The sequence below is a fragment of the Amycolatopsis rubida genome (assembly GCF_900115345.1).
GTDB classification, from domain to species: Bacteria; Actinomycetota; Actinomycetes; order Mycobacteriales; family Pseudonocardiaceae; genus Amycolatopsis; species Amycolatopsis rubida.
Map to the genome: position 1 here is coordinate 1 of NZ_FOWC01000008.1, position 24,853 is coordinate 24,853.

A 24,853-nucleotide genomic window follows, 5' to 3' on the forward strand; every position below is an offset into this window, starting at 1 on the left:
AGGACGCCCGCCAGGATCACGAAACGCCCGCCAAGCCCCCTCACACAACCCCGGCAAGACCAAGAAAACGGACACCAAAGGTTAAAACTTAAGCTGAGACCTCGCCGGGAGCGAGGCACCGGAAGGCCGCGCGGCAGACAAGGCTGGCCGCTCGTCAGCGTTGGTGCCGGTTAGAACCGGCACAAACACGCATGAGCCAGAACTCGAAGCCGCCCGGACCGGCCGAGTCGCGCCCGTCGGCGTGCGCCGGAAGCTGAGGAGTCTGGGCCACAGTTCGTCCGTGCCCGGCGGCAGGCTGCACCTGGCCGAGGCGATCGTGGGCCGGAACCGGACGGCGCCTCCGAAGCGGGCCGGGGCGGAAGCGAGGCTGGCCCGGCTGACCCGGCGTGGCTGAGCTGGCGTGGCTGAGCTGGCGTGGCTGAGCTGGCGTGGCTGAGCTGGCCTGGCTGACCCGGCGTGGCTGAGCTGGCGTGGCTGACCCGGCCCGGCTGACCCGGCGTGGCTGAGCTGGCGTGGCTGACCCGGCCCGGCTGACCCGGCCCGGCTGACCCGGCCCGGCCGTCCCGGTTCAGCCGGACAGCGGAACGGGTCGGGACCGGACGCCGGAACGAGTCGGGGCCGGAGAGTCCGGCGAGCCCAGGCAGTCGGCCGCGGTCCGGGCCAGAGCCGGTGCCCGCGTCGGATCCCGCCGGCGAGGTCCAGCCCCGCGCTCGACTCTTCACCGCTTCCGCACGGCGAGGTCGGCAACTCGCGAGCGACCCGAGCGCTTGACTCCGCGGTGAGCTGAACCGTGATGCGGGCCCGACGACCCGGCCATACCCGTTCGCCATGGACCGTCCGCAAGACCGATTCAGCCGCGCCGCGGATCCTTCCCGCATCCGGCAACCCGCCGCCGGAACCAAGCAAGCGTTTGTCAGTTGCATCCAACGGGTGAATCCAGCCGCCCGCACTCGAAAGCCGCTCGCTCGCCGGAACTCCGCGATCGCGAGCGACACCCGCACCACACTGGGCCCGCGAGCCGGACCAGGCGGAAATCCGTCTGCCACCACGGCTTTCCCCGAACGCTCCCCGTCCGAAGACGGCGAACCCGCGCCCTGTACCGGAAATGTCCCGCCCGCCGCGCCCAGGGTCCCTCCCCGCCGCGCGAACCCCACCAGTTACGGTGGCGCGCGTGTCCTCGTTCCGTCCGGTGAGCGCGTCTTCGGGGAACCGGCGGATCAGCTGGGACCTCGTGCGCGGTGGGTGCGTCGTGCTGGTGCTGCTGTACCACGCGACCTTCATGAGCGTCGTCGTGCATCCTGAACTGGGGCCGCGGCGGTTCGTGTTCCCGCATCAGATCGGGGCGAGCCTGCTGCTCGTGATTTCCGCGTACTTCGCCGCCGTGACGATCGGGCGCGGGTCGCTCGGCCGGTACTGGTGGGGGCGGATCGCGCGGTTGCTGCCGGCGTTTCTCGCCGCCGTCGTGGTGATCTACTTCGCGCTGCGGTACCTGTCGCCGCCCGGCTGGTTCAGCCCGCGGTTCGGCGACCTCGTCGGCAACCTCCTCATGCTCTGGAACTGGAAACCCGCCGACTACCCCTTCCTCGACGGTTCCCACTGGACGATTCCCCTCCAGCTCATGGCGTTCACCGTCGCCGCGCTGCTCTACCGCGGCAGCTGGGGGCACGGCCGCAAGTTCCGCGTCCTGATGTGGACCGTCCTGCTCGTCCCGCTCGCGCAGTGGCCGCTACGCGTCGCCGGGCCGCCCGAATGGTACCGCGTCATCGTCGACGGCTTCGGATTCCACCGCTGGCACCTGTTCGTCGCCGGCATCGCGGTCTGGCTCTGGACGAACAAACGCGTGCGCACGATCGAATTCGTGCTGCTGGAAGTCCTCTGCGTCACCGCGCACGCCCTGCACGGCGCAGCCGTCACCCCGGCCGGGATCGACGTCGAATGGGGCTCGACGCTCGGTATCGCGACCGGGATCGCGGTGCTCTCGCTGGCCGCGGCCGGTCCGGACTGGAACCGGTTCCTCCCGTCGTTCGCCCAGCGCGCGATCACCTGGTTCGCCGGCGTGTCCTACGGGGTCTTCCTGATCCACCAGGCCATCGGCTACCTCGTGCTGCACTGGCTGTCCGGCCTCGGCGTCGACCCGCTGCTGCAGACCGCGGGCATGATCGCCACCGGCATCGTCCTCGGCTGGGCCCTCACCCGCCTGGTCGAACGCCCCGCCCACCGCTTCCTCATGCGCGGCTACGACGCCTGGACCGCCCGCGGCCGCCCCGACGACGAACCGGCCCCGGTCTCGGCGGGCAAGCCCGGCTGATCCGGACGCTCTCAAGGAAGCCCGGTATCGCGCCGCTGTGGGCGCCAGCACACCTCGAGGTCCGGTGCCGGATAGCCGCGCGCGGCCATAGCGTGGCAGTCCGGCTTGCGGAGACGAGCGGCGAGCCAAGTGCGATGGGTCGATTGGTCGCGGGCGGTGTCGCGGCGGCCAGCGTCTCCGCGTGTCAGCTCCCACTGATTCGGGACGGCGGGAATCGCCCGACAGCGCCTCCGCCGCGGGCTGGCCGGGCACCGCCAAGGACACCTCGACGATCGCCGGTTCGCCGAAGACCGTCAAGATCGACAGATCCGCAGGCTACGTGCGGCGGCGCGCCCGGCTCGATCGCCGTCGAGCGCGAGATCCGCTACCAGGGGCGAAGCCGAAGGGGACCTGGCACCAGCTGGCCGGATCGACGCTGGAACTCAACGGGACGTGCGGAAACCAGTGCATAGTCTCCTACACGGTCACCGTGCCGGAGCGGACGGAGGACGTGACCGGGAAGATGGGGTAGGCGAGTTCGAGGCCGACAAGATCAGTTCGCTGGACCTGACGATGTCCGCGGGCGGGTTGCCGTCCAAGACTGCGCCGGGCCGGTCAAAGCCGTGACGTCCGTCGGCGAAGTCGACGTCACCATGAGCGCGCCGGCCGACGCCACCGTCAAGACCCAAGTGGGCGCCGTTTCCCTCAACGTTCCCGGCGCGGATTACTCGGTGTCGGCGCACACCTCGATCGGCGACCGGAGCGGCACGCGGCCGGACCGGCCGAGCGGCGCCCACCGCATCGACGTCCGTTCCCAGGCCGGGGAAATCCGGCGCGGCTCCCCTTGATCCGCTAGGACCGCCGGACGCCGCGCGTGTTCCGCTTCGCTCCACTGTGGACACTCCGGCGGGCCCGGGTGTGCGCAGGGCATTCGTGCCCGCTCGGCAGGAAGGCCCGGCAAACGCGGATCGGACTGGCCCGGTTGCGTTGCCTGCGAAGGGGTGAGCCCGGCCGCCTGCCCGCGCGATCTTTCCCGGATGCCAGCGGCCCGCTCAGGTGCACCCCGCACAAGAGGCCACTCGCTGTCGAGCCGTCGTTGGCGGGAGGTCGCTTGCCGCTGCCGAGTCGTCGCTTACGAGAGGTCGTTCGTGGTCGCCGAGTCGTCGTTCGCGGGAGGTCGCTTGCCGCTGTCGAGCCGCCGTTCACGGGAGGTCGCTTGCTGCCGCCGAGCCGCCGCTCGTGACAAGGCCGTTCATCACCCGCCGAGCCGTGCCTCACAACGCGAACGCGACACCTCGCACCACCAACGCCGCGAAGAACACCACCGTGAACGCCAGGTCGAACCCGACCCCGCCGGCCCGGATCGGCGGCAGCACCCGCCGCACCGGGGCGATCACCGGCTCGGTGGCCCGGTGGCTGATCCGGCGCGCCTGGCCGAGCCACGCGGGCCCGGTCGCGACCAGGCGCGTCCAGTCCAGGACCATCCGCACCACCAGCACCACGATGAACACGGTCAGGACGTACCCGACCAGGGTCCCGATCAGGCTCATCGCACACCTCGCGTCTCCGGCAACGTTCTCCCCCTCCAACGTCCGGAAGTCCCGCGAAGTGTCCGGTTCACCGGAATTCTCTTCCCGATTGCCAGGATTCGCCCGATCGGGTATCGAGGAGGCTCCGGAGAAGGGAGCGGCGGGTGCGCAGTGCGGCGTGGTTCGGGGCGTCCGGCCGGGCGGGGATGATCCACCGGTCGTGGATGCGGTCCCAGGGCTTCGGCCCGGAGATGTTCGACGGCCGACCGGTGATCGGGATCGCGGTCAGCGCTTCCGAGCTGGCCCCGTGCAACGTCCACCTCGACCGGGTCGCCGAGGCGGTCAAGCGCGGGGTCTGGCAGGCGGGCGGCTTCCCGCTCGCGTTTCCCACGATGGCGACCGGCGAGACGCTCATGCGCCCCACCGCGATGCTCTACCGCAACCTGATGGCGATGGAGGTCGAGGAGCTGATCCGCGCCAACCCGCTCGACGGCGTCGTCCTCCTTTCCGGCTGCGACAAGACGACCCCGGCGATGCTGATGGGCGCGGCGAGCGTCGACCTTCCCGCGGTGATGGTCACCGGCGGCCCGATGCTCAACGGCAAGTTCCGCGGCGGCGACGTCGGTTCGGGCACGCACGTCTGGAAGTTCGAGGAAGAGCGCAAAGCCGGCCGGATGAGCGAGGAGGAGTGCTTCTTCGCCGAAGGCTGCATGGCCCGCTCGAACGGCCACTGCATGACGATGGGCACCGCCTCGACGATGGCCTGTCTCGCCGAAGCGCTCGGCATGCAGCTGCCCGGTTCGGCGACCTGGCCCGCGGTCGACGCGCGACGCTTCGAGACCGCGCAGGCAGCCGGTCAGCGGATTGTCGCGATGGTGAAGGAAGACCTGCGCCCGTCTGAGATCCTGACCCGCGCGGCGTTCGAGAACGCGATCCGCGTCAACGCGGCGATCGGCGGGTCCACCAACGCGATCGTGCACCTTCTCGCGCTGGCCGGGCGCGTCGGCGTCCCGCTCGCCATGGGCGACTTCGACGAGTTGGGCCGAGCCGTCCCCACGCTGGTGAACCTGATGCCCTCAGGCCGGTTCCTGATGGAGGATTTCTGCTACGCCGGAGGAATTCCCGTGGTGCTGACGAGGCTCGCCGAAGCCGGGCTCCTGCACGCCGGGGTCCGCACGGTCGCCGGCAGCGCAAGGGAACCCGCGGAGTGCTGGAACGACGAGGTGATCACGACCGTCGACGCGCCGTTCCAGCCGCCCGGCACCGGAACCGCTGTGCTCACCGGGAATCTCGCCCCGGAAGGCGCGGTGCTGAAGCAGTCGGCCGCGTCGCCGGAGCTGCTCGCGCACACCGGCCCGGCGCTGGCCTTCGACACCGCGGAGGACTACCACCGCGTCGCCGACGATCCGGACCTGCCCGTCGCCCCCGACACGATCCTCGTGATCCGCGGCGCGGGCCCGAAGGGCTACCCGGGCATGCCGGAGGTGGCGAACGTCCCGGTGCCGAAGAAGCTGATCGAGCAGGGGATCACCGACGTGGTGCGGATCTGCGACGGCCGGATGTCCGGCACCGGCTACGGCACGGTCGTGCTGCACGTGAGCCCGGAATCGGCGGTCGGCGGCCCGCTCGCGCTCGTCCGCACCGGCGACCGGATCACGCTCGACACCCCTGCGCGCCGGCTGACCCTGCACGTGCCCGACGACGAACTCGCCGCCCGCCGTGCGGAGTGGACGCCGCCGGAAAGCCCGTACCGCAGCGGCTACACCTGGCTCTATCGCGAGCATGTCACCCAGGCCCACCTCGGCGCGGACTTCGATTTCCTGCACGGCACCCGGGGTTCCGCCGTGCCGAGGGATTCGCACTGACGCGCCGCCTCGTGAAGACCGCCGCGGCCCGGCAGGTCGCCGGCGGCGCGCTCCCGCCCGGAACCACGCGGCTCCCGGCTGGCTCTGTCCGACGACGACGCGCGGGTCTGCGAAGCGGAACGTCCGGAGCTGTTCTTCAAGAGCGTCGGGCACCGCGTGCGGGCCGGGGGAGCCGATCGGCGTGCGCGAAGATTCCGTTTGGAACGTTCCGGAACGCGAATTGGCCTTGGTGTGCAACGCGAACGCGGAAATCGTCGGCTGCCCGATCGTCAACGACGTGAGTTCGCGCAGTATCGAAGGCGAGAACCCGCTGTACCTGCCGCAGGCGAAGCTGTACCGCAGCTCGTGCACGGCTGTACCGCAGGTTCGCGTGGCTCTATCGCGGCGACGTTTTCGCGCGCGGCGCCGTCCTGGCCACCGGTACATCCGCCGTTCCCCGCCCGGACGTCACTCTTGAGGAAGACGACGAGGTCACCATCGTGATCGAGGCATCGGCACCCTCGGGAAACCGGTCCGGCGCGGCTGTTCCGCCTGACCTCCTCTTGACGCGGTCACGCGCGTTCGGCTATTCAATCCCAGTTCACATATCTGTGGAGTATTCATATACTTGAACGGAGTTGCGGTGCTGCCTCCTTCCCGCTCTTCCCGTCCGCGTCGTCTCGCGGCGGTACTCGCGACGGTCGCGGGGCTGCTCGCGTCCACTGCCGGAGCGGCGACCGCCGCGCCCGCGCCGAGGTCGTGTTCGTTCGCCTGCGTGCCGGACACTGTGGTGCTTGACGGCCTGCACCTGGCAGGCAACAAGATCGGCCTGATGGCCGGGAACCCGGCACTGCGCACGTCGCTGTCCAACCTGCTGAAGCAGGCGGACGACGCGCTGACCAAGGGCCCGTGGACGGTCGTCGACAAGGAACGCGTCCCGCCGAGCGGCGACAAGCACGACTACCTCAGCCTCGCCCCGTACTACTGGCCCAGTCAGCCGAAAACGCCGGAAAACCCGCAGGGCTGCCCGTACGTCGACCGCGACGGCCAGGTCAACCCCGAGATGAAGAACGTGCCGGACAAGGCCGACCGGCTCGTCGCGTTCACCTCGATCTACCAGCTTTCGCTCGCCTGGTACTACACCGGCAAGGCCGAGTACGCCCAGCGCGCCGCGCTCGACCTGCGCACCTGGTTCCTCGACGCGGCAACGAAAATGAACCCGAACCTGAACTTCGCGCAGGGCATCCCGTGCAAGACCGACGGGCGGGGGATCGGGATCATCGAGTTCTCCTACACCTTCACCCAGGTCCTCGACGCCGCGCGGATCCTCGAAGCGGGCGCGCCCGGCTGGACGAAGGCCGAGGGCAAGGCGTTCCGCGGCTGGTCGGCGGACTTCCTGACCTGGTTGCGCACCAGCAAAAACGGCACCGACGAGGCGAAGGCGACCAACAACCACGGCACTTTCTACGACCTGCTCACCGCGGCGACCGCGAGCTATGTCGGCCAGCGCGACCTGGCGCGCACGATCGTCCGCGACTCCGGCAAGACCAGGATCGACCACCAGATCGCCGCGGACGGCGGCCAGCCCGAGGAATCCACTCGCACGCGGACGTACCACTACCACACGTTCAACCTGGTCGCCCTGACTCGCCTCGCGCAGCTGGGCAAGCACCTGGGCGTCGACCTGTGGTCGTACCGGAACCCGCAGGGCGGCAGCATTTTCGCCGCCGTCGACCATCTGCTCCCTGCGGCCACTGGTGCTGCGCCGTGGCCGTTGCCGGACATCCATTTCATCCAGTACGCCGCCCTCGACAGCGTGCACGCCGCCGCCGACGCGGGGGACTGGAAGGCCTGGGCCGCGGCCGGCCGCATCCCGGCCCCGCCCGGCGGCGACCTGTTCCCGGTACGCCCGGCGGCCGAGCAGCTGGACGACGTTTCCACCACCTGAGCCCGTTTTCACCCGGACGCGGCACCCGCCGCGTCCGGGTGTCCGGCACCGGCCGTGAAACGATTCAGAAAGACCGATGCGCCGGAACGGGAAAGGGAAACGCCGTGATCAAGACCAGCCGGAGCAACGGCTCCGGGGCCCGGCGGGTGACGTTCGTCCTGCCGCTCGACACCCCGCCCGGCCCGGTGAGCGTGGTCGGCGACTTCAACGACTGGCAGCCCGGACGCCACGAACTCCGCAAACGCTCGAACGGCACGCGCTCGGCCGCGGTGGAAGTCCCGCCGGGCGCCCGGCTGCGCTTCCGCTACCTGGCCGACGGCGGCCGCTGGCTGGACGACCCGGACGCCACCGCCCGCGACGGGCGGGACTGCCTGTACATCGCGGACTGACCCCGCCCCGCCCGGCGAGACGCGGGCGGCGGCGGAGGCGGCTGGGTTCGTGTGGGCGGCGGAGGCGGAGGCGGCCTGGCTCGTGTGGGCGGAGGCGGCTTGGCTTGTGCGGGCGGTGGCGGAGGCGGAGGCGGCTGGGTTCGTGCGGGTGGTGGTGGAGCCGGCTGGGTTCGTGCGGGTGGTGGTGGAGCCGGCTGGGTTCGTGCGGGTGGTGGTGGAGCCGGCTGGGTTCGTGCGGGCGGTGGCGGAAGCGGCTGGGTTCGTGCGGGCGGCAGCGGCGGAAGCGGCTCGGCTCCCGCGAACGGGGCGAGGAATCGCACCCGATGGCGAACACTTGCCCGGAGCGACGCCTGGCCGGCGAGCGGCTGGTGCGGCCGAGGACAGGCGAGCCGCAGGGTGGATCGGTCGGCCCTCGTGAGTGTTCATCCCGCTTCTAACCGGAATGAACGCTCACGACCCCCGACCAGCGCTCCGGCGAGGCGGGTCCTGCGGCACCGGTGGCGGAAGTGCGGCGATCCTGGCTGGCGTCTCGTGCGCGGTCATGCCGGTTAGAACCGGCACCAGCGCGCACGAGTCCTGAGCCGCACCCCGCCCTAGTTTTGGAGCATGCGCTCCACTGCTATCCCATCCGTGCCCCGTCCCCGGATCCACGACCCCGAGCTGATCCTCGACACAGCCGAGCGCCTCATCGCCGACTCCGGCCCCGAGGCGCTCACCGTCCGGCGGCTCGCGCGGGAGGCGGGCGTCCCGAACAGCACGATCTACCACGCCTTCGCCAACCTCCCCGCCCTGATCGGCCAAACCTGGCTGCGCGCCGCCACCTTCTTCCTCGACGAACAAGAGCGGCTGGTCGACGAAGCCGCCGACCCGGTCGAAGCGGTGGTCGCCGCCGCCGACACCCCGGCGGTGGTAGCCGACGCCCGCCCCGACGCGGCGCGGATGATGATCGCCGTCCCGGCGAAGCGCGTACTGGGTCCGCAGCTCCCCGACGACGTAGCAGAAGCCTTGCACGCCTTGGACAAACGCCTCGTCCGCCTCCTGGTCCGCCTCGCCCGTCAGCTCTGGAACCGCGGCGACGGGCAGGCCGTCGAGGTCGTCACCGCCTGCGTCGTGGACCTCCCGACCGCCCTGCTCCGCCGCGAACTGGCCACCGGACCCGCCAGCGCGGAAAGCCGGGAACGGCTGGCGGCGGCGGTCCGCGCGATCCTCGCCCTGGAACCCCCGGAAAAGTCCAGAAAGGACTGAAATGCCCACCCTCGCCACCACCGGCGCCGTCCACGTACTCGACTTCGGCGCCGACGAAAACCGTTTCGCCCCAACGTGGCTGGAGGAAGTCCACGCACACCTCGACACGGTCACCGCGGGCAAGGAACCCGCCGCGCTCGTCACGATCGGCGGCGGCAAGTACTACTCCAACGGCCTCGACCTCGACTGGCTCACCAGTCACCCCGGCGACGCGAGCGAATACGTCAGCAGCGTCCACGACCTCCTCGCCCGCGTGCTGGCGCTCCCGGTCCCGACCGTCGCCGCGGTCAACGGGCACGCTTTCGGCGGCGGCGCGATGCTCGCGATGGCCCACGATTTCCGCGTCATGCGCGAGGACCGCGGCTATTTCTGCTTCCCCGAGGCCGACCTCGACCTCCCGTTCACCCCGGGCATGGCCGCGCTCGTCCAGGCGAAGCTCGCCCCGGCCGCCGCGATCGCGTCGATGACCACCGGGAGCCGGTTCGGCGGTCCGCAAGCGAAAGCGCTCGGCCTGGTCGACGCGACCGCCGCGCTGGAAGACCTGCGGACGGCGGCGATCGACCGCGTCGCGCCGCTGGCGGGGAAGGACCGCGGCACGCTCGGCGCGATCAAGTCCACTATGTTCGGTCCGGCGCTGACCGCGTTGCGGGAGGCAGGGAACTGATCAGGTAAGCTCGCGTACGCGCGGCGGTGGGGCTCGCCGCTCCGGGAATCGCCCGGACAACCGCGGCCGAGGCCGCCAACAGTCCCTGCTCGAACGGTGACGCGGATCCGTGGAGTGGGAGAAGACTGTGCCTGAAGAACCTCTCGACCCGGACGTCGACCTCCGGGATCCCGTGCAGCAGCGCGAACTCGTCCGGCACCGCGTGTCGGTGCTCGGGGTGATCGCGCTCGGCGGCGGGCTCGGCGCACTGGCCCGCTACGGTCTCGCGCAGGCCTTTCCCACCGAGAACGGCGGCTTCCCGTGGGCGACGTTCTGGACGAATGTCGCCGGCTGCTTCCTCATCGGCGTGCTGATGGTGCTGGTCACCGAGGCGTGGTCGGCGCACCGGCTGGTGCGGCCGTTCCTCGGGGTCGGCGTCCTCGGCGGCTTCACCACTTTCTCCACCTACGCGGTCGAAGCGCGCAACCTGCTCCAGCCGGACACCGTGCCGCTCGCCTTCGGCTACCTCGGCGGAACGCTCGCCGCCGCGCTGCTCGCCGTCCTGCTGGGACACGCGATCACCCGCAAGCTGGTCCCGGTGGAGGCGGCCGTCTGATGACCGTTCTCCTCGTCTTCCTCGGCGCCGCGGTCGGTGCACCGATGCGGTACCTCACTGACCGGGCCGTCCAGTCCCGGCACCAGAGCCTGTTCCCGTGGGGCACCTTCACCGTCAATCTGATCGGCTGTGTCCTGCTCGGCGGGCTCGCCGGTGCGGGGACGGCGCTGCCCGCGGCGGTCTATTCGCTGCTCGGCACCGGATTCTGCGGCGCGCTGACGACCTACAGCACGTTCAGCTACGAAACCATCCGGCTGGTCGAGCGCCAGTCGTACTTCGCCGCGGCGGCGAACGTGGTCGTCAGCGTCGCGGCGGGCGTCGGCGCGGCGGCGTTCGCGTACGAGGCTGCCCACGCCTTGGTCGGGTAAGGGTGCGATTCGCACAGCCCGGCTCTTCTGGCTGTGCGGATCGCACGGTGACCTCGCCGGAGCCGCTGTTTACCGTGCGGGGAACCGTTCCCCTCCCGGATGAGGAGCCGCCATGGCCTCGGCCGCCGGTGTCGACGACTACGCGCTGACCAGGGTGCCCGGCTCCGCCCGTTACTCGTGGTGGTCGGTCGCTGTGCAGCGGTTCGGCCAGGTTTCCGCGTTGTCGCAGTTCCTGCTCGGCGCGACGATCGGGTTCGGGATGAGCTTCGGGAACGCCGTGCTGGCGTTCACGCTCGGCTCGGTCATCCTCGAACTGATCACCGTGCTCGTCGGCGTGATCGGCGTCCGCGAGGGCCTCACCACCTCGATGATCGCGCGCTGGACCGGCTTCGGCCGCGGCGGCTCCGCGCTGATCGGGCTGGCCATCGGGATCAGCCTGATCGGGTGGTTCGGCATCCAGTCCGCGGTGTCCGCCCAAGGCCTCGCCGCGCTGGTCGGCGGCCTGCCGGAATGGGGCTGGGCGCTCGTGTTCGGCCTGGTGGTGACCGCGATCGTGGTGCGCGGCTTCCACTCGATGGCGTGGACGGCCTACCTGATGGTGCCCGCGTTCCTGATCCTGGTCGGCTGGTCGGTGGTGTCCGAACTGACCCGGCACGACCTCGGCGCGCTCGTGGCCTCCGCGCCGCCGGGCCCGCCGTTGTCCCTGCTGCAGGGCACGACGCTGGTCGCGGGCGGATTCATCGTCGGCGCGGTGATCACGCCGGACATGACCCGGTTCAACCGCACCACCGGCGACGTCGTCAAGCAGACGCTCGTCGGCGTCACCCTCGGCGAGTACGTGATCGGCCTGGCCGGCGTGCTGCTCGCGCACGCGGTCGGCACGGCGCAGATCACCACGATCGTCACGTCGTCGGTCGGCTGGGTCGGGCTGCTGATCGTCATCGCGGGCACGATGAAGATCAATGACTGGAACCTGTACTCGTCCGGGCTCGGCGTCGTGAACTTCATCGGCACCGTGTCCGGGAAGCGGGCGCACCGCGGCCTGGTCACCGCCGTGCTCGGCGTGGTGGGCAGCGTGCTCGCCGCGGCCGGGATCCTCTCGAAGTTCACCGATTTCCTGACCGTGCTCGGGGTCGCGTTCCCGCCCGTGGCCGGGATCATGGTCGCGGAGTACTTCGTGGTCAAGCAGTGGCGCGGCGACCTGGCGGAGGCCAGGGCGCGGGGCGCGGTGCCCGCCGACGCCCCGCTGTGGGTGCCCGCGACGATCGTCGCCTGGCTCGCCGCCGCGCTGTTCGGCGAGTTCGTGGACTGGGGCCTGCCCAGCATCAACTCGCTCGTCGTCGCTTTCGTCCTGTACGTGGCCGCCGGGAAGCTCGGGCTGGTCCGCGGGGTCGGCAAGAGCCGCACCGCGGACGCCGAACCGGCTCCGGCCCCCTGATTCCCTCCCCGAAAGGAGCTTTCGTGCGCATCGGCATCGACGTCGGCGGCACCAACACCGACGCGGCCCTGCTGGACGGCCGCGAGGTGCTCGCCTCGATCAAGACCAGCACCACCGAGGACGTCACCTCGGGCATCGTCGCCGCGATCGACGGGCTGCAGCGGCAGCGGGCGTTCGACCCGGCCGCGGTGCGGGCGGTCATGATCGGCACCACGCACTTCATCAACGCGCTGGTCGAGGCGCACCGGCTGGCCCCGACCGCGGCGGTGCGGCTCAGCCTGCCCGCGGGCGCGTCGCTGCCGCCGATGGTGGACTGGCCGCAGCGGCTGGTCGACGCGGTGTCCGGGCGCAGCTACCTGGTGCACGGCGGCCACGAGTTCGACGGGCGGCACATCGCCGAGCTGGACGAGAGCGAACTGCGCAAGGCCGCTGACGACATGGGCGCGGCCGGCGTGCGCAGCGTCGCGATCACGTCGGTGTTCTCGCCGGTGAACGCGGAATTCGAGGCACGGGCGGCGGAGATCATCGCCGCGCAGCTGCCGGACGTCGCGCTCTCGCTGTCCCACGAAATCGGCCGGATCGGCTTGCTGGAGCGGGAAAACGCGACTGTCGTCAACGCCGCGCTGCGCGAGCTGGCGGCGCACATTGTGGACGGTCTGGCCGCCTCGGTGACCGGTGCGGGCATCACTGCGCCGCTGTATCTGAGCCAGAACGACGGCACGCTGATGGACGTCGGCTTCGCCCGCCGCTACCCGGTGGCGACCTTCGCGTCCGGCCCGACCAACTCGATGCGCGGCGCGGCGGTGCTGTCCGGTTTGGACACGTGCGCGGTGGTCGACGTCGGCGGCACCACGAGCGACGTCGGCGTGCTGCGCCAGGGCTTCCCGCGAGAGGCGACCACGGACGTGAGCGTGGCCGGGATCCGCACCAACTTCCGGATGCCGGACGTCCTTTCGATCGGCATCGGCGGCGGCAGCCGGGTCCGCGGCGACGCGTCCGGCGTGACCGTCGGACCGGATTCCGTCGGCTACGAGCTGACCTCGAAGGCGCTCGTGTTCGGCGGGGACACCTTGACCGCCACGGACCTCGCGGTCGCCGCCGAGCGGGCCGAGATCGGCGACCCAGCGCTGGTCGCGCACCTCGGCCGGGACTTCGTGCGAGCGGCGCTGGACCGGGTCGCGGCGGACGTCTCCGACGTCGTGGACCGGATGCGCACGTCGTCCGAGCCGCTTCCGGTGGTCGCCGTCGGCGGCGGTTCGGTGCTGCTGCCGGACGAACTCGCCGGGTCCGGCGAGGTGCGCCGGCCGGAGCACTACGCGGTGGCCAACGCGATCGGCGCGGCGATCGCGCAGATCGGCGGCGAGGTCGACCGGGTGTACGTGATCGAGCCCGGCCGTCGCGAGGCCGTGGTGGACGAGGCGAAGCAGGAAGCGGTCGACCGCGCGGTGGCCGCGGGCGCGAGCCCGGCGTCGGTCGGCATCGTCGACTTCGACGAGGTGCCGATCCCGTACCTGCCCGGCAACGCCACCCGGATCCGGGTCAAGGCGGTCGGCGACCTGCAGCTGGGGGCGTGAACGATGGCTGAGATCACCGAGCACGATCTGGACGACATCGCGCGCGGCGCGGCCATCCTCGGCACCGGCGGCGGGGGAGACCCCTACATCGGCCGGTTGCTGGCGCATTCCGCGGTCCGCGAGCACGGTCCGGTGCCGTTGGCGCCGCTGTCGGAACTGGACGACGACGCGGTGGTGCTGCCGGTCGCGATGATGGGCGCGCCGACGGTGATGGTGGAGAAACTGCCGTCCGCCGAGCAGGTCGGGCTCGCGGCCCGGACGCTGGCCACCTACCTGGGCAAGGAACTCACCCACATCGCCTGCGCCGAAGCGGGCGGCGTGAACTCGCTGATCCCGGTCGTCGCGGCGGCGCAGCTGGGTCTGCCCTTGGTGGACGCGGACGGCATGGGCCGCGCGTTCCCGGAACTGCAGATGGTTTTGCCGACCCTGTACGGAATCCGCGCGACGCCGATGTCCATCGCGGACGAGAAGGGCAACCGCGGCGTACTGGACACAGTGGACAATCACTGGGCGGAGCGGCTGGCCCGGTCGGCGACCATCGACATGGGTTGCTCGGCGATGATCAGCAACTACGCGATGTCCGGCGCGCAGGCCCGCGAGTCGATGGTGCCCGGCACGCTGACCCTGTGCGCGGAACTCGGCGCCCTCGTGCGGCAGGCTCGCGAGGAGCACGAGAACCCGGTGGATCGCGTGGTGGAGCGGCTGCGCGGGCGGACGCTGTTCAGCGGCAAGGTCGTCGACGTCGCCCGTCGCACCGTCACCGGGTTCGCCCGCGGCGAGGCCCGGCTGTCCGGAATGGACGGTGACACCGGCACGGAAATGCTGCTGCGGTTCCAGAACGAGCACCTGGTGGCCGAGGCGGACGGCGATGCGTGCGCTTCGGTGCCGGACCTGATCTGCACGCTCGATCGCGAATCCGGCGAGGCCGTCACCACCGAGGGCCTGCGCTACGGCCAGCGGCTCACGGTGATCGCGGCCCCGGCGGACCCGCGCTGGCACACCCCGGAGGGCATCGCGCTGGCCGGGCCGCGGTACTTCGGTTACGACCTGGACCCGATCGGGGTCGCTGGATGAGCGACGCTTGCGAGCGAATCATGGACGCCGATGGCCGCCCCGCCGCGAATGTCGTCGGCGTAGCTCGTTTTTCGGCGGTGCGGACATGAGCTGGACCCTGACCGAGGACCACCTCGAAGACCTCGCCCGCGGCGCGGCCGTCCTCGGCACCGGCGGCGGTGGCGACCCGTACGTAGGGCGGCTGCTGGTGCGGGAGGCGATCCGCGAGCACGGACCGGTCACCGTGCTCGATCCGGACGACCTGGACGACGACGCGCTCGTCGTCCCGACCGCGCAGATGGGCGCGCCGACCGTCGTGCACGAGAAGCTCCCGAACGGCTCCGAACCCGAGCTTGCCTTGCGGGCGCTGGAAAAACACCTCGGCGCGAAGGCCGACGCGACGATGCCGATCGAATGCGGCGGGATCAACTCGATGATCCCGCTGGTCGTCGGCGCGCGGCTGCGCCTTCCGGTGGTCGACGCCGACGGCATGGGGCGGGCGTTCCCGGAGCTGCAGATGGAGACGTTCGGCGTGTACGGCGTCCCCGGTTCGCCGATGGGCATCGCCGGGGAACGCGGCGAAACCACGCTGATCGACACCGGCGCCGACAACCGGCGGATGGAATGGCTCGCGCGCGGGGTCACCATCCGGCTCGGCGGCGTCGCGCACATCGCCGAGTACTCGATGCGCGGCGCGGACGTAAAACGCACCGCCGTGCCGCGGACGCTCTCGCTCGCGTTGAGCGTCGGCCGGGCGATTCGCCTTGCCCGCGAAGAGAATGCCGACCCCGTGGCCGCGCTGGCGACCGCGCTCGGCGACACGTTGTACTCGCATCTGCGCGTGTTGTTCCGCGGCAAAGTGTCCGATGTGGAACGCCGGACCGAGGAAGGGTTCGCCAGGGGACGCGCCGCGGCGGTGTCCTTCGACGGCGAGCACAAGCTGGAAATCCTTTTCCAGAACGAAAACCTGGTCGCGCTCGTCGACGGCGACGTGCGTTGCCTGGTGCCCGACCTGATCTGCGTGCTGGAGGCGGATTCCGCCGAGCCGATCACCACCGAGACGCTGCGCTACGGCCAGCGGGTCATTGTGGTGGGCATCTCGACGCCGCCGCTCATGCGCACCCCGGAAGCACTGGCCACGTTCGGCCCGGCGGCGTTCGGGCTGGCGCACGATTTCGTCCCCGTGGAGGTGGTTTCGTGAGTTCGCTCGACGGCCGGGCGGTCGTGGTGCTCGGCGGCGGTTCCGGGATCGGGCTGGAGGTCGCCCGGCGCGCGACGGCGGCGGGCGCGCTCGTCCACCTCGGCGGCCGGACCGGCGACAAACTCCGGGCCGCCGCGGCGGAGCTGGGCCCGACCGCGACCTGGCAGGCCGTGGACACCACCGGCCAGGCGTCGCTGGCCGAGTTCTTCGGCGCGCTGGACCGGGTCGACCACCTGTTCACGCCCGCCGCGTCCTACACCGTCGGCCCGATGCGGGACCTGAGCGACGAGGAGGCGGAAAGCCCGTTCGTCACGAAGTTCTGGGGCCAGTACCACGCGGTGAAACACGCCGCGCCGAAGCTGTCGGACGACGCTTCGGTGGTGCTGATGTCCGGCGTCGCGAGCGTGCGCCCGCCCGCCGCGGCTCCGGCCTACATCGCGTGCAACGCGGCGATCGAGGGGCTCGGCCGCGGACTCGCGGTGGAGCTGGCCCCGGTACGGGTGAACGTCGTGTCGCCGGGCACGATCGACGGGAACCTGTGGGCCGGGCGTCCGGCGGGCGCGCGGGAGGCGAGTTTCGCGCAGTACCGCGCGGACACCCTGCTGCACCGCGTCGGCCGGGAGTCCGAAGTGGCCGATGCCGTGCTGTACCTGTTCACCAGCACTTACACCACTGGTTCGACGCTGTATCCGGACGGCGGTTACAGCTTCCGCTGATACGCTGACCAGCCATGCGCATCACCGCCGCGGACGTGCCGGCACTCGAACGCGGCGTCGCGCTGCTCGGGTCCGGCGGGGGCGGGGACACCGTCACCGCGGCGGTGCTGCTGCGGCGGCTGACCGAATCCGGCCGCGAACCCGTCGTGCACCCGATCGCGGACGTGGCGCCGGACACCCTCGTGGTTCCGGCCGGGATCGTCGGCGCGACCGCCGCCTTCGCCGAGAAACTGCCGAGCGGCGACGAATTCGTCTCGGCGATCGCGGCGATCGAACGCTGGACCGGGCAGCGCGCGCAGGCGTTGATGACCATCGAGATCGGCGGTCTCAACGGCCTGCTTCCGCTGGTGATCGCCCAGGAACTGGGTCTGCCCTGCGTGGACGCGGACCTGTCCGGACGCGGCCTGCCGCGGCTCGACCAGCTCTCGGTCGCCGCGACCGGCCGAGGCGTCGCTCCGGCCGCGATGGCCGAGCCCGGCGGCCGGGTGGTGGTGCTCGCCGCCGCGCCGGCCGCGGTGGTCGAGAGCGGGATCCGCGCGTTCCTGGCCAGCTCCGGCGGCTGGGCGGCGATCGCGCTGGCCCCGATCCCGGCCGGCGAACTGGCCGAACACACCGTGCCCGGCACGACGAGCGCGGCGCTCGCCCTCGGCGCCCGCGTGCTCGCGGCGGGGGAGAGCCCGGACCTCGCCGCGCTGGAAACGGCCCTCGACGGCCAGGTTCTCGCCCGCGGCCGGGTGCTGGAGGTGTCCCGGCACATCGGCCCGGGCCAGCACGGGCACCCAGGCTTCGGCCGCGGCTCGGCGACGCTGACCGATCACCGCGACGGCGCGCTGCTGCGGCTGGAAATGGAGAACGAGTACCTGCTGGCGCTGCGGGACGGGCGGCCGGTGGCCTCCACTCCGGACGTTCTGTCGGTGCTCGACCGCCGCACCGGCGTCCCGCTGCAATGCGACGCGATCCGCGCCGGGGTGGAGGTGGACGTCGTGTGCCTGGCCGCGTCGCCGTTCTGGACCGACCCGCGACACCGTCCGCTGCTGGAACCGCGTGCCTACGGAATCGACTGCGATCCGGTGGCGGCCCAGTGATTCTCCGTCAGCTGCTCGCACTGCCTTCGTGGGCGGGCCCGGTCCGGGTGTGCGCCGGCGAGTCCGGTTTGGACCGTCCGCTCAAGACAGTCAGGGCCGCGCTCGACGCGTCCGGCGCGCCCGCTTCCGGCGAACTGGTGGCGGTCGTCCGCCCGCTGGGTTCCGATTGGCAGATCGACGCTCTCCTGCGCCGGTGCGCCGACGCCCGGGCCGCCGGAGTCCTGCTGCCCGGAGCCGAACCGCTTGCCGCGTCGCGACTTCTGGCCGAACGGCTGTCGGTGCCGTTGCTGGTCGCGTCCGCCGATCCGCTCGATCTGCTCGTGGCCGCCCGCCTCGCGCTGGCCGCTCCGGACATCGACCGCGCCGACGCGGTGCTCGCCGCGCACCGGGCGCTGGGGGAGCGGCTGCGACCGCCGGAAGAAATCGTGACCGTGCTGCGGCGGCTGCTGGACGCTCCGGTCGCCGTCCTCGACGACCGCGGCGAGGTGCTCGCCGGGGAACTCGCCGAGGCCGCCCGCGTGCGGGTGCACGAGCCAGTCCCGCAACGCGTCGCCCTCGCGGACGGTGTTCTGCTGGCGCATCCTGCGGTGCTGCCGCAGCCGTCGGTCTGGCTGGCCGCTGAGCTGACCGGCGCGAAGGCACCACGCGCGGACGTCGTCGCCGCGACGCTGGCCGTCGCCGCCGGTGCCGTGCAGCGCTGGCTGCTGGCCCACCGCCTGGAACTGGAACGCGATGCCCGCTCCCGGTCCGCACTGCTGGGCGACCTGCTGCGCCAAGACACCGAACCCGGTGCCGACCTGCGCCGACGCGCGGCAGACGCGGGCTGGCGACTCGGCGGCTGGCACGTCGGCCTGCGGATCGGCGTGCCCGCAGACGTCGACACGGTTTCGCGCACGCAGGAGGTCGTGCGCGCGCTCCGGGCCGAGTCGATCGATGCGGTAACCGTCGAACACGGTGAGGGCTGGACCGGCTGGGTCACCTTCGACCAAGAACCGACCGCGGAACGGGTGCGGGCGCTGTCCGCGCGGCTGCGCGCCGTGCACCACAGCCTGCGCCGCACCCTCGACGCGCACCTGGGCGTCGGCCGCCCGCACGCCGACGGTCTCACCGCGACAGTCGCCGAAGCCACCGACGCCGCCCGCCTCGCCGCGACCCGTCCGGAGACCGGGCATTTCCTGCACGTAGACCAGCTCGGCATGGCGCAGCTGCTGCTGGAGTGGACCCGCACGGACACCTTCGAGCCTGCCGCGCGTGCGTTGCTCGCTCCGCTGGTCCCGGTGCCCGGCGACCTGATCCGCACCCTCGCGGCTTACCTCGACGTCGAGTCTTCCCTCGCCGAAACCGCGACGATGCTGGGGATCCACCGGAATACGGTCGCCGCGCGGGTCAGCCGGATCGAGCAGCTGCTGCACGTCGACCTGTCGCGTCCGGACGAACGGCTCGCCCTGCACCTGGCCGCCCGCGCGGTGATCCTGGCCCGGTCCGGTGAGTAGTACTGGCAGGGCCAGTCACAGCCTTGGGGATCGGCTGCGCGGAAGGCAGACTCGGGGCATGGGCAAGAACGACCTTGGCGATTTCCTGCGGGCCCGCCGCGGCGGGCTGAAGCCGGACGAGATCGGTCTTCCGGACGGATTCGACGGCGGACGGCGGGTTTCCGGCCTGCGCCGCAGCGAGGTGGCGCAGCTGGCCGGGGTGAGCACCGAGTACTACACCCGGCTGGAACAAGGCCGTGCCCGGCAGCCGTCCGAGCAGGTGCTGCACGCCCTGTGCGACGCGCTGCGGTTCGACGACATCGAGCGGCGGCATCTGTTCGCGCTCGCGGGAGCCACGGCCGAACGCCTGGACCAGGCCGAGCCTTCGTCCCGGCTGCGTCCGGCGCTGCGGCAGGTGCTGGACTCGATGGAGCTGGCGTCGGCTTTCGTCAGCGACCGGAACCTGACCGTCGTCGGCGGGAACGCGTTGTGGGCCTTGCTGTTTCCCGGCGTGGCCGAGCTGCCGCGGCGGGAACGCAGCATGGCGCGCTGGACGCTGCTGGATCCGCGGGCCCGCCTGGTGTGGCGGGACTGGGCACGCGTCGCCCGCGACTACGTGCACGGGTTGCGGCTGGCCGCGGCCGCGCAGCCGCGGAATCAGCACATCGCCAGCCTGATCGGCGAGCTGATGATGCGGTCGCCCGAGTTCCCGGCGTGGTGGTCGGAACACCGCGTCCGGGAACGCAGCACCGGTCTCAAACGGCTGCGCCATCCGGTCGCCGGCGATCTGGAACTGCAGTACGAGATCTTCGCCTCGGTCGCCGACCCCGGCCAGTCGATGGTCGTCTACAGCGCGCCGGCCGGTTCGCCTTCGCAGGAACGGCTGCGGCTGCTGGCCAGCTGGGGCCGCGAACCGGCCGCTCCTGCCGAATCCTGACCTTCGCCCACCATCAGACCCTGCTGTACCCGCGGGGTCCATACCGTCATGCCCGCTTCACGAAAGGATATCTCGCAGTGCGCAAAACCTTCCTGATCACCGGCGTCAGCACCGGCCTCGGACGGGCCGTCGCCCGGCGCGCCCTCGCCGCCGGGCACCAGGTCGCGGGCACCGTGCGCACCGAAGCGCACGCGGCCGATTTCCGGGCACTGGACCCCGAACGCGCCCGCGCCTTCGTCCTCGACCTGACCGACGCGGACCGGATCGAACCCACGGTGCGCGCCGCCGAAGCGGAACTGGGCCCGGTCGACGTGCTCGTGGCCAACGCCGGATACGGGCTCGAAGGCACCTTCGAGGAATCGTCGATGGCGGATCTGCGCCGCCAGTTCGAGGTCAACGTCTTCGGCACGGTCGCGACGATCAAGGCGGTCCTGCCCGGCATGCGCGAACGGCGCGACGGCCAGATCTTCGTCATCACCTCGATGGGCGGGCACACCACCTTCCCCGGCCTGGCGTTCTACGAGGGCAGCAAACACGCGCTGGAAGGCATCACCGGCACTCTCGCCCAGGAGGTCGCGCAGTTCGGCGTGCGGGTCACCGCGGTGGCCCCCGGCGCGTTCAAGACCGACTGGGCGGGCCGGTCGCTGGTCCGCGCCCCGCGCGGCATCGCCGACTACGACGCCCTGTTCGACCCGATCCGGACCCGCCGCCAGGCCCTCGCCGGGCAGGGGATCGGCGATCCCGATCGCGCGGGCGACGCGATTCTGCGGCTGCTGGACGCGGAAAACCCGCCGGTGCACCTGCTGCTGGGCTCGGACGCGCTGCGCCTGGTCGCGGCCGGACGTCAGCGCGTGCAGGAGGAATTCGACGCCTGGCAGGACCTGACCCTCTCGACCGACTCTGCCGAAGGCGGCGTGACGGTCGCCTGACCTCATCGGTGCGGGGACCCGGACCGGGTCCCCGCACGGCAGGTCAAACGCGTCCGCGCACGAGGTCGATCAACCGTCCGAGCACGTGATCGCCCGACGCGCGGAGGCCGTTGTGCTCGTACTCGTTGGTGATCCACGGCCGCAGCGCCGGGATCAGCCGCGCGGTCTCCTCGGAGAACACCCGCTCGACGTACATGTCGTCGGCGTAGATCGCGGCCGCCGCCGGGACCGTGCACTCGCGCAGCACGTCGGCGTCGTACAGCCGCGGCCACTCGTGCGCGGCGAGCAACTCGGCGGTCTCCTTCATCGGCCGGAGGCTGTGGAAGTCGTCGAAGAGCCAGGGGAACACGTGCTCGCCGGTGAACAGCGTCCGGTCGGTGCGGAACTCGTCCGGCAGCACGCGCTCGGCGGACCAGCGGGTGGCGAACCCGTCGGCGTAGGACGACTCGTGGATGACCGAATACAGCGGATTGCGCGCGGTGAACGGCAGCGAGCTCGCGACGTCGTGGGCGAAGGCGGGGGACTTCGGGTCGCGTTCGAGCAGGTAATGCAGCGTCTCCTCGCCGCCGCTGGCGCCGAAGAGGTAACCGAGCTGCTGGAACAACCGCGCGGTGAGCGGACTGCCGTCGGGCAGGACCACGGCCCCGTCGTCGAGCAACGGCAGCAGCGCCTCGACGCGCTCGCGATCGCCGGGGTAGCGGAGGTAGTACTGGCGGTTGCGCTCGACGAGGTTCGCGAACGTCGCGGTGTAGACGTCGTCCGGATGCCGCGCGATCGGCGGCAGTCCGCCGGTGAAGAAGGCCTCGGCCAGCCCCTCGGGGTACTGGGAAAGGTAAGCGAGCGTGCAGAACCCGCCGAACGACTGCCCCAGCACGCTCCACTTTTCGACACCCAGCTGCTGCCGGATGAACTCAGCGTCGCGCACGATCGCGTCGGCGCGGAAATGGGTGAGATAGCCGGCCTGCTCGGCCGGCGTGCCCGGCAGCGCGCCGACCGGCGTGGAGCGCCCGGTGCCGCGCTGGTCGAGCATCAGAACCCGGTACTCCCGCAACGCCCGCGGCAACCAGCTCGGCACGCCCCGCGACGGCCGCGGCGCTTCGTGCCCCGGACCGCCTTGGAGATACACGAGAAACGGCCGTTCCAGCCCGTCCGGATCAGCGACCTCCCGCGCGAAGACGGTGATCTTCGCGCCGCCGGGACGGGAATGGTCGAGGGGGACGGAGAACTCGTGCTCGGTGAGCACCAGGCCGGAAATGCGCACGGTGGTTGCCATAGGGGCGATTCAATCAGAACCGACGTCCGGGAAGCCACGGAAATCGGCGGGTTTGGTCTACTGTGGACGGTCACGCCCGGGGTGCCGGAACCGGGGCGCTGACCCGCAGCTGGCTTGGCCGGGTCCCTCGGCAGGCGGTCACCTCCCGCTGGAGCTTCTCACCCCGACCGGCTTCGCGTCGCTGTGTGCCTGGTCCGAGCCCCGGCAGGGAAACGGCGTTACTCCTTGCCCATCGACCGGCGGATCTCGGCCAGCTTGTCTTTAGCCGCTTCTTTGCGGTCGGCGATCTTCTTGTCCAGCGACTGCAGATCCTCCGGGCCGCCGATCCCGGCGAGCTCCTGCGCGCCGACCGAGGTGGTGTAGCGCTTCTCGATCCGGTCCCGCACGAAGTCGAACGACGGGGCGCCGTTGTCGCTGTAGTCGGGTTCGGGGAGATCGGCGGGCGGCGGCGTGCCGGGACTCTCCACGATCTCCGCGTCGAGCGGCTGCTGTTCGCCGGGCTTGTCCGCGCTCATCGTCTCGCCTCTTCTCGGTCGTCGGCTCCGTCTCCGACCCTAGCCGACCTCGCGCGGGCGGGTGGATGTTTCGCCGCCGCCGATGTGCGGTAGCCCACCGGGGAGAGAAAGGAGCCCACGATGCTTCGCCCCCGCTCGACCGCGCCGCCCGCCCCGCCTGAGCCCGTTCCGCCGGGCCCGGTGGAGCCCGACCCGGTGACGCCGGGACCGGACCGTCCGCTTCCCGACCCCGAGCCCCTCCCGCCCGAGTCGGAACCCGGCCCCGAGCTGGCGGCGGCCCGTCCCCGCCCGCTCGCGCGGCTCTCCGTCCCCGCGACGGTCGGTGCAGGACTCTTTGCGGGAATCTGACTCCCGCAAAGAGTCCTGCACCGACCGTCGCGGGGACGGACCGGGTCCCGACGATCCGGGCAAGTCCGAAGCCCTTCGCAGCTGAGTTCTCCGGCGGCCTGGCCCGCACGCGCCGCCGCTGTTTTCGATGCGCGAGCCTCCGGCCGCGAAGGCCGCTGGCCGCGTCTCGGCTGAATCCCGGAGCCGAGCCGCCCGCTCAGCTGACCGCCGGCCGTTCCGCGCGAACCTCAGCGAAGCACCCGGAACTCCCGGCTCAGCCGCGAAACCCGCCGGCCGCCAGTGCCGCGTCCACCTTCGCCCGGTGCGCCTCCGCCCACTCGTCGAGCGTCTGCGCCTCCTCCTTCGCCAGTTTCGCCCGCGCGTCCACCAGCACCCGCGGAGCGTCCGCCCCCGGCACCACGACCACGCCTTCCTCGTCCGCGACGACGATGTCCCCGGCGTGCACCGTCACCCCGCCGCACCGAGCGGGCTCGCCGAGCGGCGTCACCGCGGCTTTCGTCCCGGGAATCGGGAGCACGCCCCGCGCGAAAACCGGAAAACGCGCCTCACGGACCTCCGAGAGGTCGCGGATCACGCCGTCCAGGACGAAGCCCGCGACGCCCCGGCGCTGAGCGGTCGCGCAGACGTTGCCGCCGGCCAGTGCGTAGTCGACGTCGCCGGATTCCGCGACGATCACCGCTCCGGCGGGCGCGCGATGGATGGCCGCGTGCAGCATGAGGTTGTCGCCCGGCGGGCAGCGCACCGGGTACGCGGGCCCGGCGATCCGCGGCACGGGACCCCACAGGGGCCGCACGCCGTAGTCGAGCACCTGGCCGCGGCCGAGCAGGTCGGCCAGCGTCGTGGTCGGGATGTCGGCGAAACCGTCGTCCATGGACGGCGATGCTCTCACGCGCGGCCCGGCCGGATACCGTTCCGTGGCACCGATCACGGAGGAGAAGATGGCTTTCCGGCACACCGTCGCCCAGTCGCCGGTCGGCGACCTCACCCTGGTCGCCGACGGCAGCGCGCTGGTCGCCGTCTACTTCGACGGGCACAGCCGGACCCCGCGTTTCCCGGACTTCGGCCCGCGCGCCGACGACGGTTTCGCCGACGCGGCTGAGCAGCTCGACGAGTACTTCACCGGCCAGCGCCGGACCTTCGAACTCGAAGTGGACCTGCGCGGCTCCGAGTTCGAACGCCGCGTGTGGCAGCTGCTGACCCGCATCCCCTACGGCGAGACGCGCACCTACCGCGACCTGGCCCTCGAACTGGGCGAACCCGGCGCGGCCCAGGCGGTCGGCAACGCGAACGGCTGGAACCCGCTGAGCATCGTCGTGCCCTGCCACCGGGTGGTCGGCAGCAGCGGCGGCCTCACCGGATACGCGGGCGGCGTCGACCGGAAACGATTCCTGCTGCAGCTGGAAGAACCGCCCGCCGACGACGCCGGACGCCTTTTCTGACGGA

Annotated in this window: 23 protein-coding genes and 1 pseudogene; 20 read left to right on the plus strand and 4 right to left on the minus strand. The window is 71.6% G+C overall.

From position 1 onward, the window contains the following. Positions 1–1,171 precede the first annotated feature (1,171 nt). From BM362_RS27455 to BM362_RS27465, 3 genes are all read left to right on the plus strand, one after another. Positions 1,172–2,308 carry an acyltransferase family protein gene (locus tag BM362_RS27455; RefSeq protein WP_232791881.1) on the plus strand — a complete coding sequence of 379 codons (1,137 nt, stop codon included), beginning with the start codon at positions 1,172–1,174 and terminating at the stop codon, positions 2,306–2,308. 181 nt (positions 2,309–2,489) lie between these two features. Continuing rightward, positions 2,490–2,819 carry a hypothetical protein gene (locus BM362_RS27460; RefSeq protein WP_093575119.1) on the plus strand — a complete coding sequence of 110 codons (330 nt, stop codon included), beginning with the start codon at positions 2,490–2,492 and terminating at the stop codon, positions 2,817–2,819. A gap of 91 nt (positions 2,820–2,910) precedes the next feature. Beyond that, the gene (locus BM362_RS27465; RefSeq protein WP_093575120.1) at positions 2,911–3,135 is read left to right on the plus strand and encodes a hypothetical protein; all 225 of its coding nucleotides are present in this window, start codon (positions 2,911–2,913) and stop codon (positions 3,133–3,135) included. 426 nt (positions 3,136–3,561) lie between these two features. Here the strand turns inward: BM362_RS27465 and BM362_RS27470 are convergent, their stop codons facing one another. Beyond that, positions 3,562–3,837, minus strand: coding sequence for a YggT family protein (locus BM362_RS27470; protein WP_067589103.1), 276 nt, complete (start codon positions 3,835–3,837; stop codon positions 3,562–3,564). A gap of 137 nt (positions 3,838–3,974) precedes the next feature. Between BM362_RS27470 and BM362_RS27475 the strand changes: the two are divergent. From BM362_RS27475 to BM362_RS27560, 16 genes and pseudogenes are all read left to right on the plus strand, one after another. Beyond that, positions 3,975–5,681 (plus strand): annotated as a pseudogene (locus BM362_RS27475) (IlvD/Edd family dehydratase); the annotation flags it as partial. Positions 5,682–6,303: 622 nt separating this feature from the next. Beyond that, positions 6,304–7,608: an alginate lyase family protein gene (locus BM362_RS27485; RefSeq protein WP_067589105.1), complete on the plus strand. Its 1,305-nt coding sequence runs from the start codon at positions 6,304–6,306 to the stop codon at positions 7,606–7,608. Between the two features lie 104 nt (positions 7,609–7,712). Then, positions 7,713–7,997 carry an isoamylase early set domain-containing protein gene (locus BM362_RS27490; RefSeq protein ID WP_067589163.1) on the plus strand — a complete coding sequence of 95 codons (285 nt, stop codon included), beginning with the start codon at positions 7,713–7,715 and terminating at the stop codon, positions 7,995–7,997. A gap of 630 nt (positions 7,998–8,627) precedes the next feature. Then, entirely contained in the window at positions 8,628–9,242 is a 615-nt protein-coding gene (locus BM362_RS27500; protein ID WP_093575123.1) for a TetR/AcrR family transcriptional regulator, read from the plus strand. A 1-nt stretch (position 9,243) separates the two neighbouring features. Continuing rightward, a complete protein-coding gene (locus tag BM362_RS27505) occupies positions 9,244–9,906 on the plus strand; it encodes an enoyl-CoA hydratase/isomerase family protein (RefSeq protein ID WP_093575124.1) in 663 nt (220 codons plus the stop codon). A 127-nt stretch (positions 9,907–10,033) separates the two neighbouring features. Next, entirely contained in the window at positions 10,034–10,501 is a 468-nt protein-coding gene (gene crcB, locus BM362_RS27510; RefSeq protein ID WP_093575328.1) for a fluoride efflux transporter CrcB, read from the plus strand. Then, positions 10,501–10,869, plus strand: coding sequence for a fluoride efflux transporter CrcB (gene crcB / locus BM362_RS27515; RefSeq protein WP_067589110.1), 369 nt, complete (start codon positions 10,501–10,503; stop codon positions 10,867–10,869). Before crcB (BM362_RS27510) ends, crcB (BM362_RS27515) begins: the two co-directional genes overlap by 1 nt. A gap of 112 nt (positions 10,870–10,981) precedes the next feature. Next, entirely contained in the window at positions 10,982–12,307 is a 1,326-nt protein-coding gene (locus tag BM362_RS27520; protein WP_093575125.1) for a purine-cytosine permease family protein, read from the plus strand. A 23-nt stretch (positions 12,308–12,330) separates the two neighbouring features. Further along, on the plus strand, positions 12,331–13,881 hold the full coding sequence (locus BM362_RS27525; RefSeq protein ID WP_093575126.1) for a hydantoinase/oxoprolinase N-terminal domain-containing protein: 1,551 nt from the start codon (positions 12,331–12,333) through the stop codon (positions 13,879–13,881). Positions 13,882–13,884: 3 nt separating this feature from the next. Next, positions 13,885–14,955: an S-methyl thiohydantoin desulfurase family protein gene (locus BM362_RS27530; protein ID WP_093575127.1), complete on the plus strand. Its 1,071-nt coding sequence runs from the start codon at positions 13,885–13,887 to the stop codon at positions 14,953–14,955. A gap of 85 nt (positions 14,956–15,040) precedes the next feature. Further along, positions 15,041–16,135: an S-methyl thiohydantoin desulfurase family protein gene (locus BM362_RS27535; protein WP_067589118.1), complete on the plus strand. Its 1,095-nt coding sequence runs from the start codon at positions 15,041–15,043 to the stop codon at positions 16,133–16,135. After that, positions 16,132–16,851 carry an SDR family oxidoreductase gene (locus tag BM362_RS27540; RefSeq protein ID WP_067589121.1) on the plus strand — a complete coding sequence of 240 codons (720 nt, stop codon included), beginning with the start codon at positions 16,132–16,134 and terminating at the stop codon, positions 16,849–16,851. The genes BM362_RS27535 and BM362_RS27540 overlap by 4 nt, the downstream gene beginning before the upstream one ends. A gap of 14 nt (positions 16,852–16,865) precedes the next feature. Then, entirely contained in the window at positions 16,866–17,936 is a 1,071-nt protein-coding gene (locus BM362_RS27545) for a DUF917 domain-containing protein (protein WP_093575128.1), read from the plus strand. Beyond that, positions 17,933–19,429, plus strand: a complete 1,497-nt coding sequence (locus BM362_RS27550) for a helix-turn-helix domain-containing protein (protein WP_067589125.1) — start codon at positions 17,933–17,935, stop codon at positions 19,427–19,429. Before BM362_RS27545 ends, BM362_RS27550 begins: the two co-directional genes overlap by 4 nt. Positions 19,430–19,487: 58 nt before the next feature. Continuing rightward, on the plus strand, positions 19,488–20,345 hold the full coding sequence (locus BM362_RS27555; protein WP_067589127.1) for a helix-turn-helix transcriptional regulator: 858 nt from the start codon (positions 19,488–19,490) through the stop codon (positions 20,343–20,345). A gap of 77 nt (positions 20,346–20,422) precedes the next feature. Continuing rightward, entirely contained in the window at positions 20,423–21,274 is an 852-nt protein-coding gene (locus tag BM362_RS27560; RefSeq protein ID WP_067589129.1) for an oxidoreductase, read from the plus strand. A 43-nt stretch (positions 21,275–21,317) separates the two neighbouring features. On the opposite strand, the gene BM362_RS27565 is transcribed toward BM362_RS27560, so the two are convergent. The 3 genes from BM362_RS27565 to BM362_RS27580 form a co-directional block, all read right to left on the minus strand. Then, a complete protein-coding gene (locus BM362_RS27565) occupies positions 21,318–22,547 on the minus strand; it encodes an alpha/beta fold hydrolase (protein WP_067589131.1) in 1,230 nt (409 codons plus the stop codon). Positions 22,548–22,765: 218 nt separating this feature from the next. Next, on the minus strand, positions 22,766–23,062 hold the full coding sequence (locus BM362_RS27570; protein WP_067589133.1) for a hypothetical protein: 297 nt from the start codon (positions 23,060–23,062) through the stop codon (positions 22,766–22,768). A 601-nt stretch (positions 23,063–23,663) separates the two neighbouring features. Next, on the minus strand, positions 23,664–24,281 hold the full coding sequence (locus BM362_RS27580) for an RraA family protein (RefSeq protein WP_067580087.1): 618 nt from the start codon (positions 24,279–24,281) through the stop codon (positions 23,664–23,666). A 43-nt stretch (positions 24,282–24,324) separates the two neighbouring features. Here BM362_RS27580 and BM362_RS27585 point away from each other — a divergent pair, with 43 nt between their 5' ends. Then, positions 24,325–24,849 (plus strand): methylated-DNA--[protein]-cysteine S-methyltransferase, encoded by a 525-nt coding sequence (locus tag BM362_RS27585; RefSeq protein WP_369805894.1) that lies wholly within the window; start codon positions 24,325–24,327, stop codon positions 24,847–24,849. Positions 24,850–24,853 lie beyond the last annotated feature (4 nt).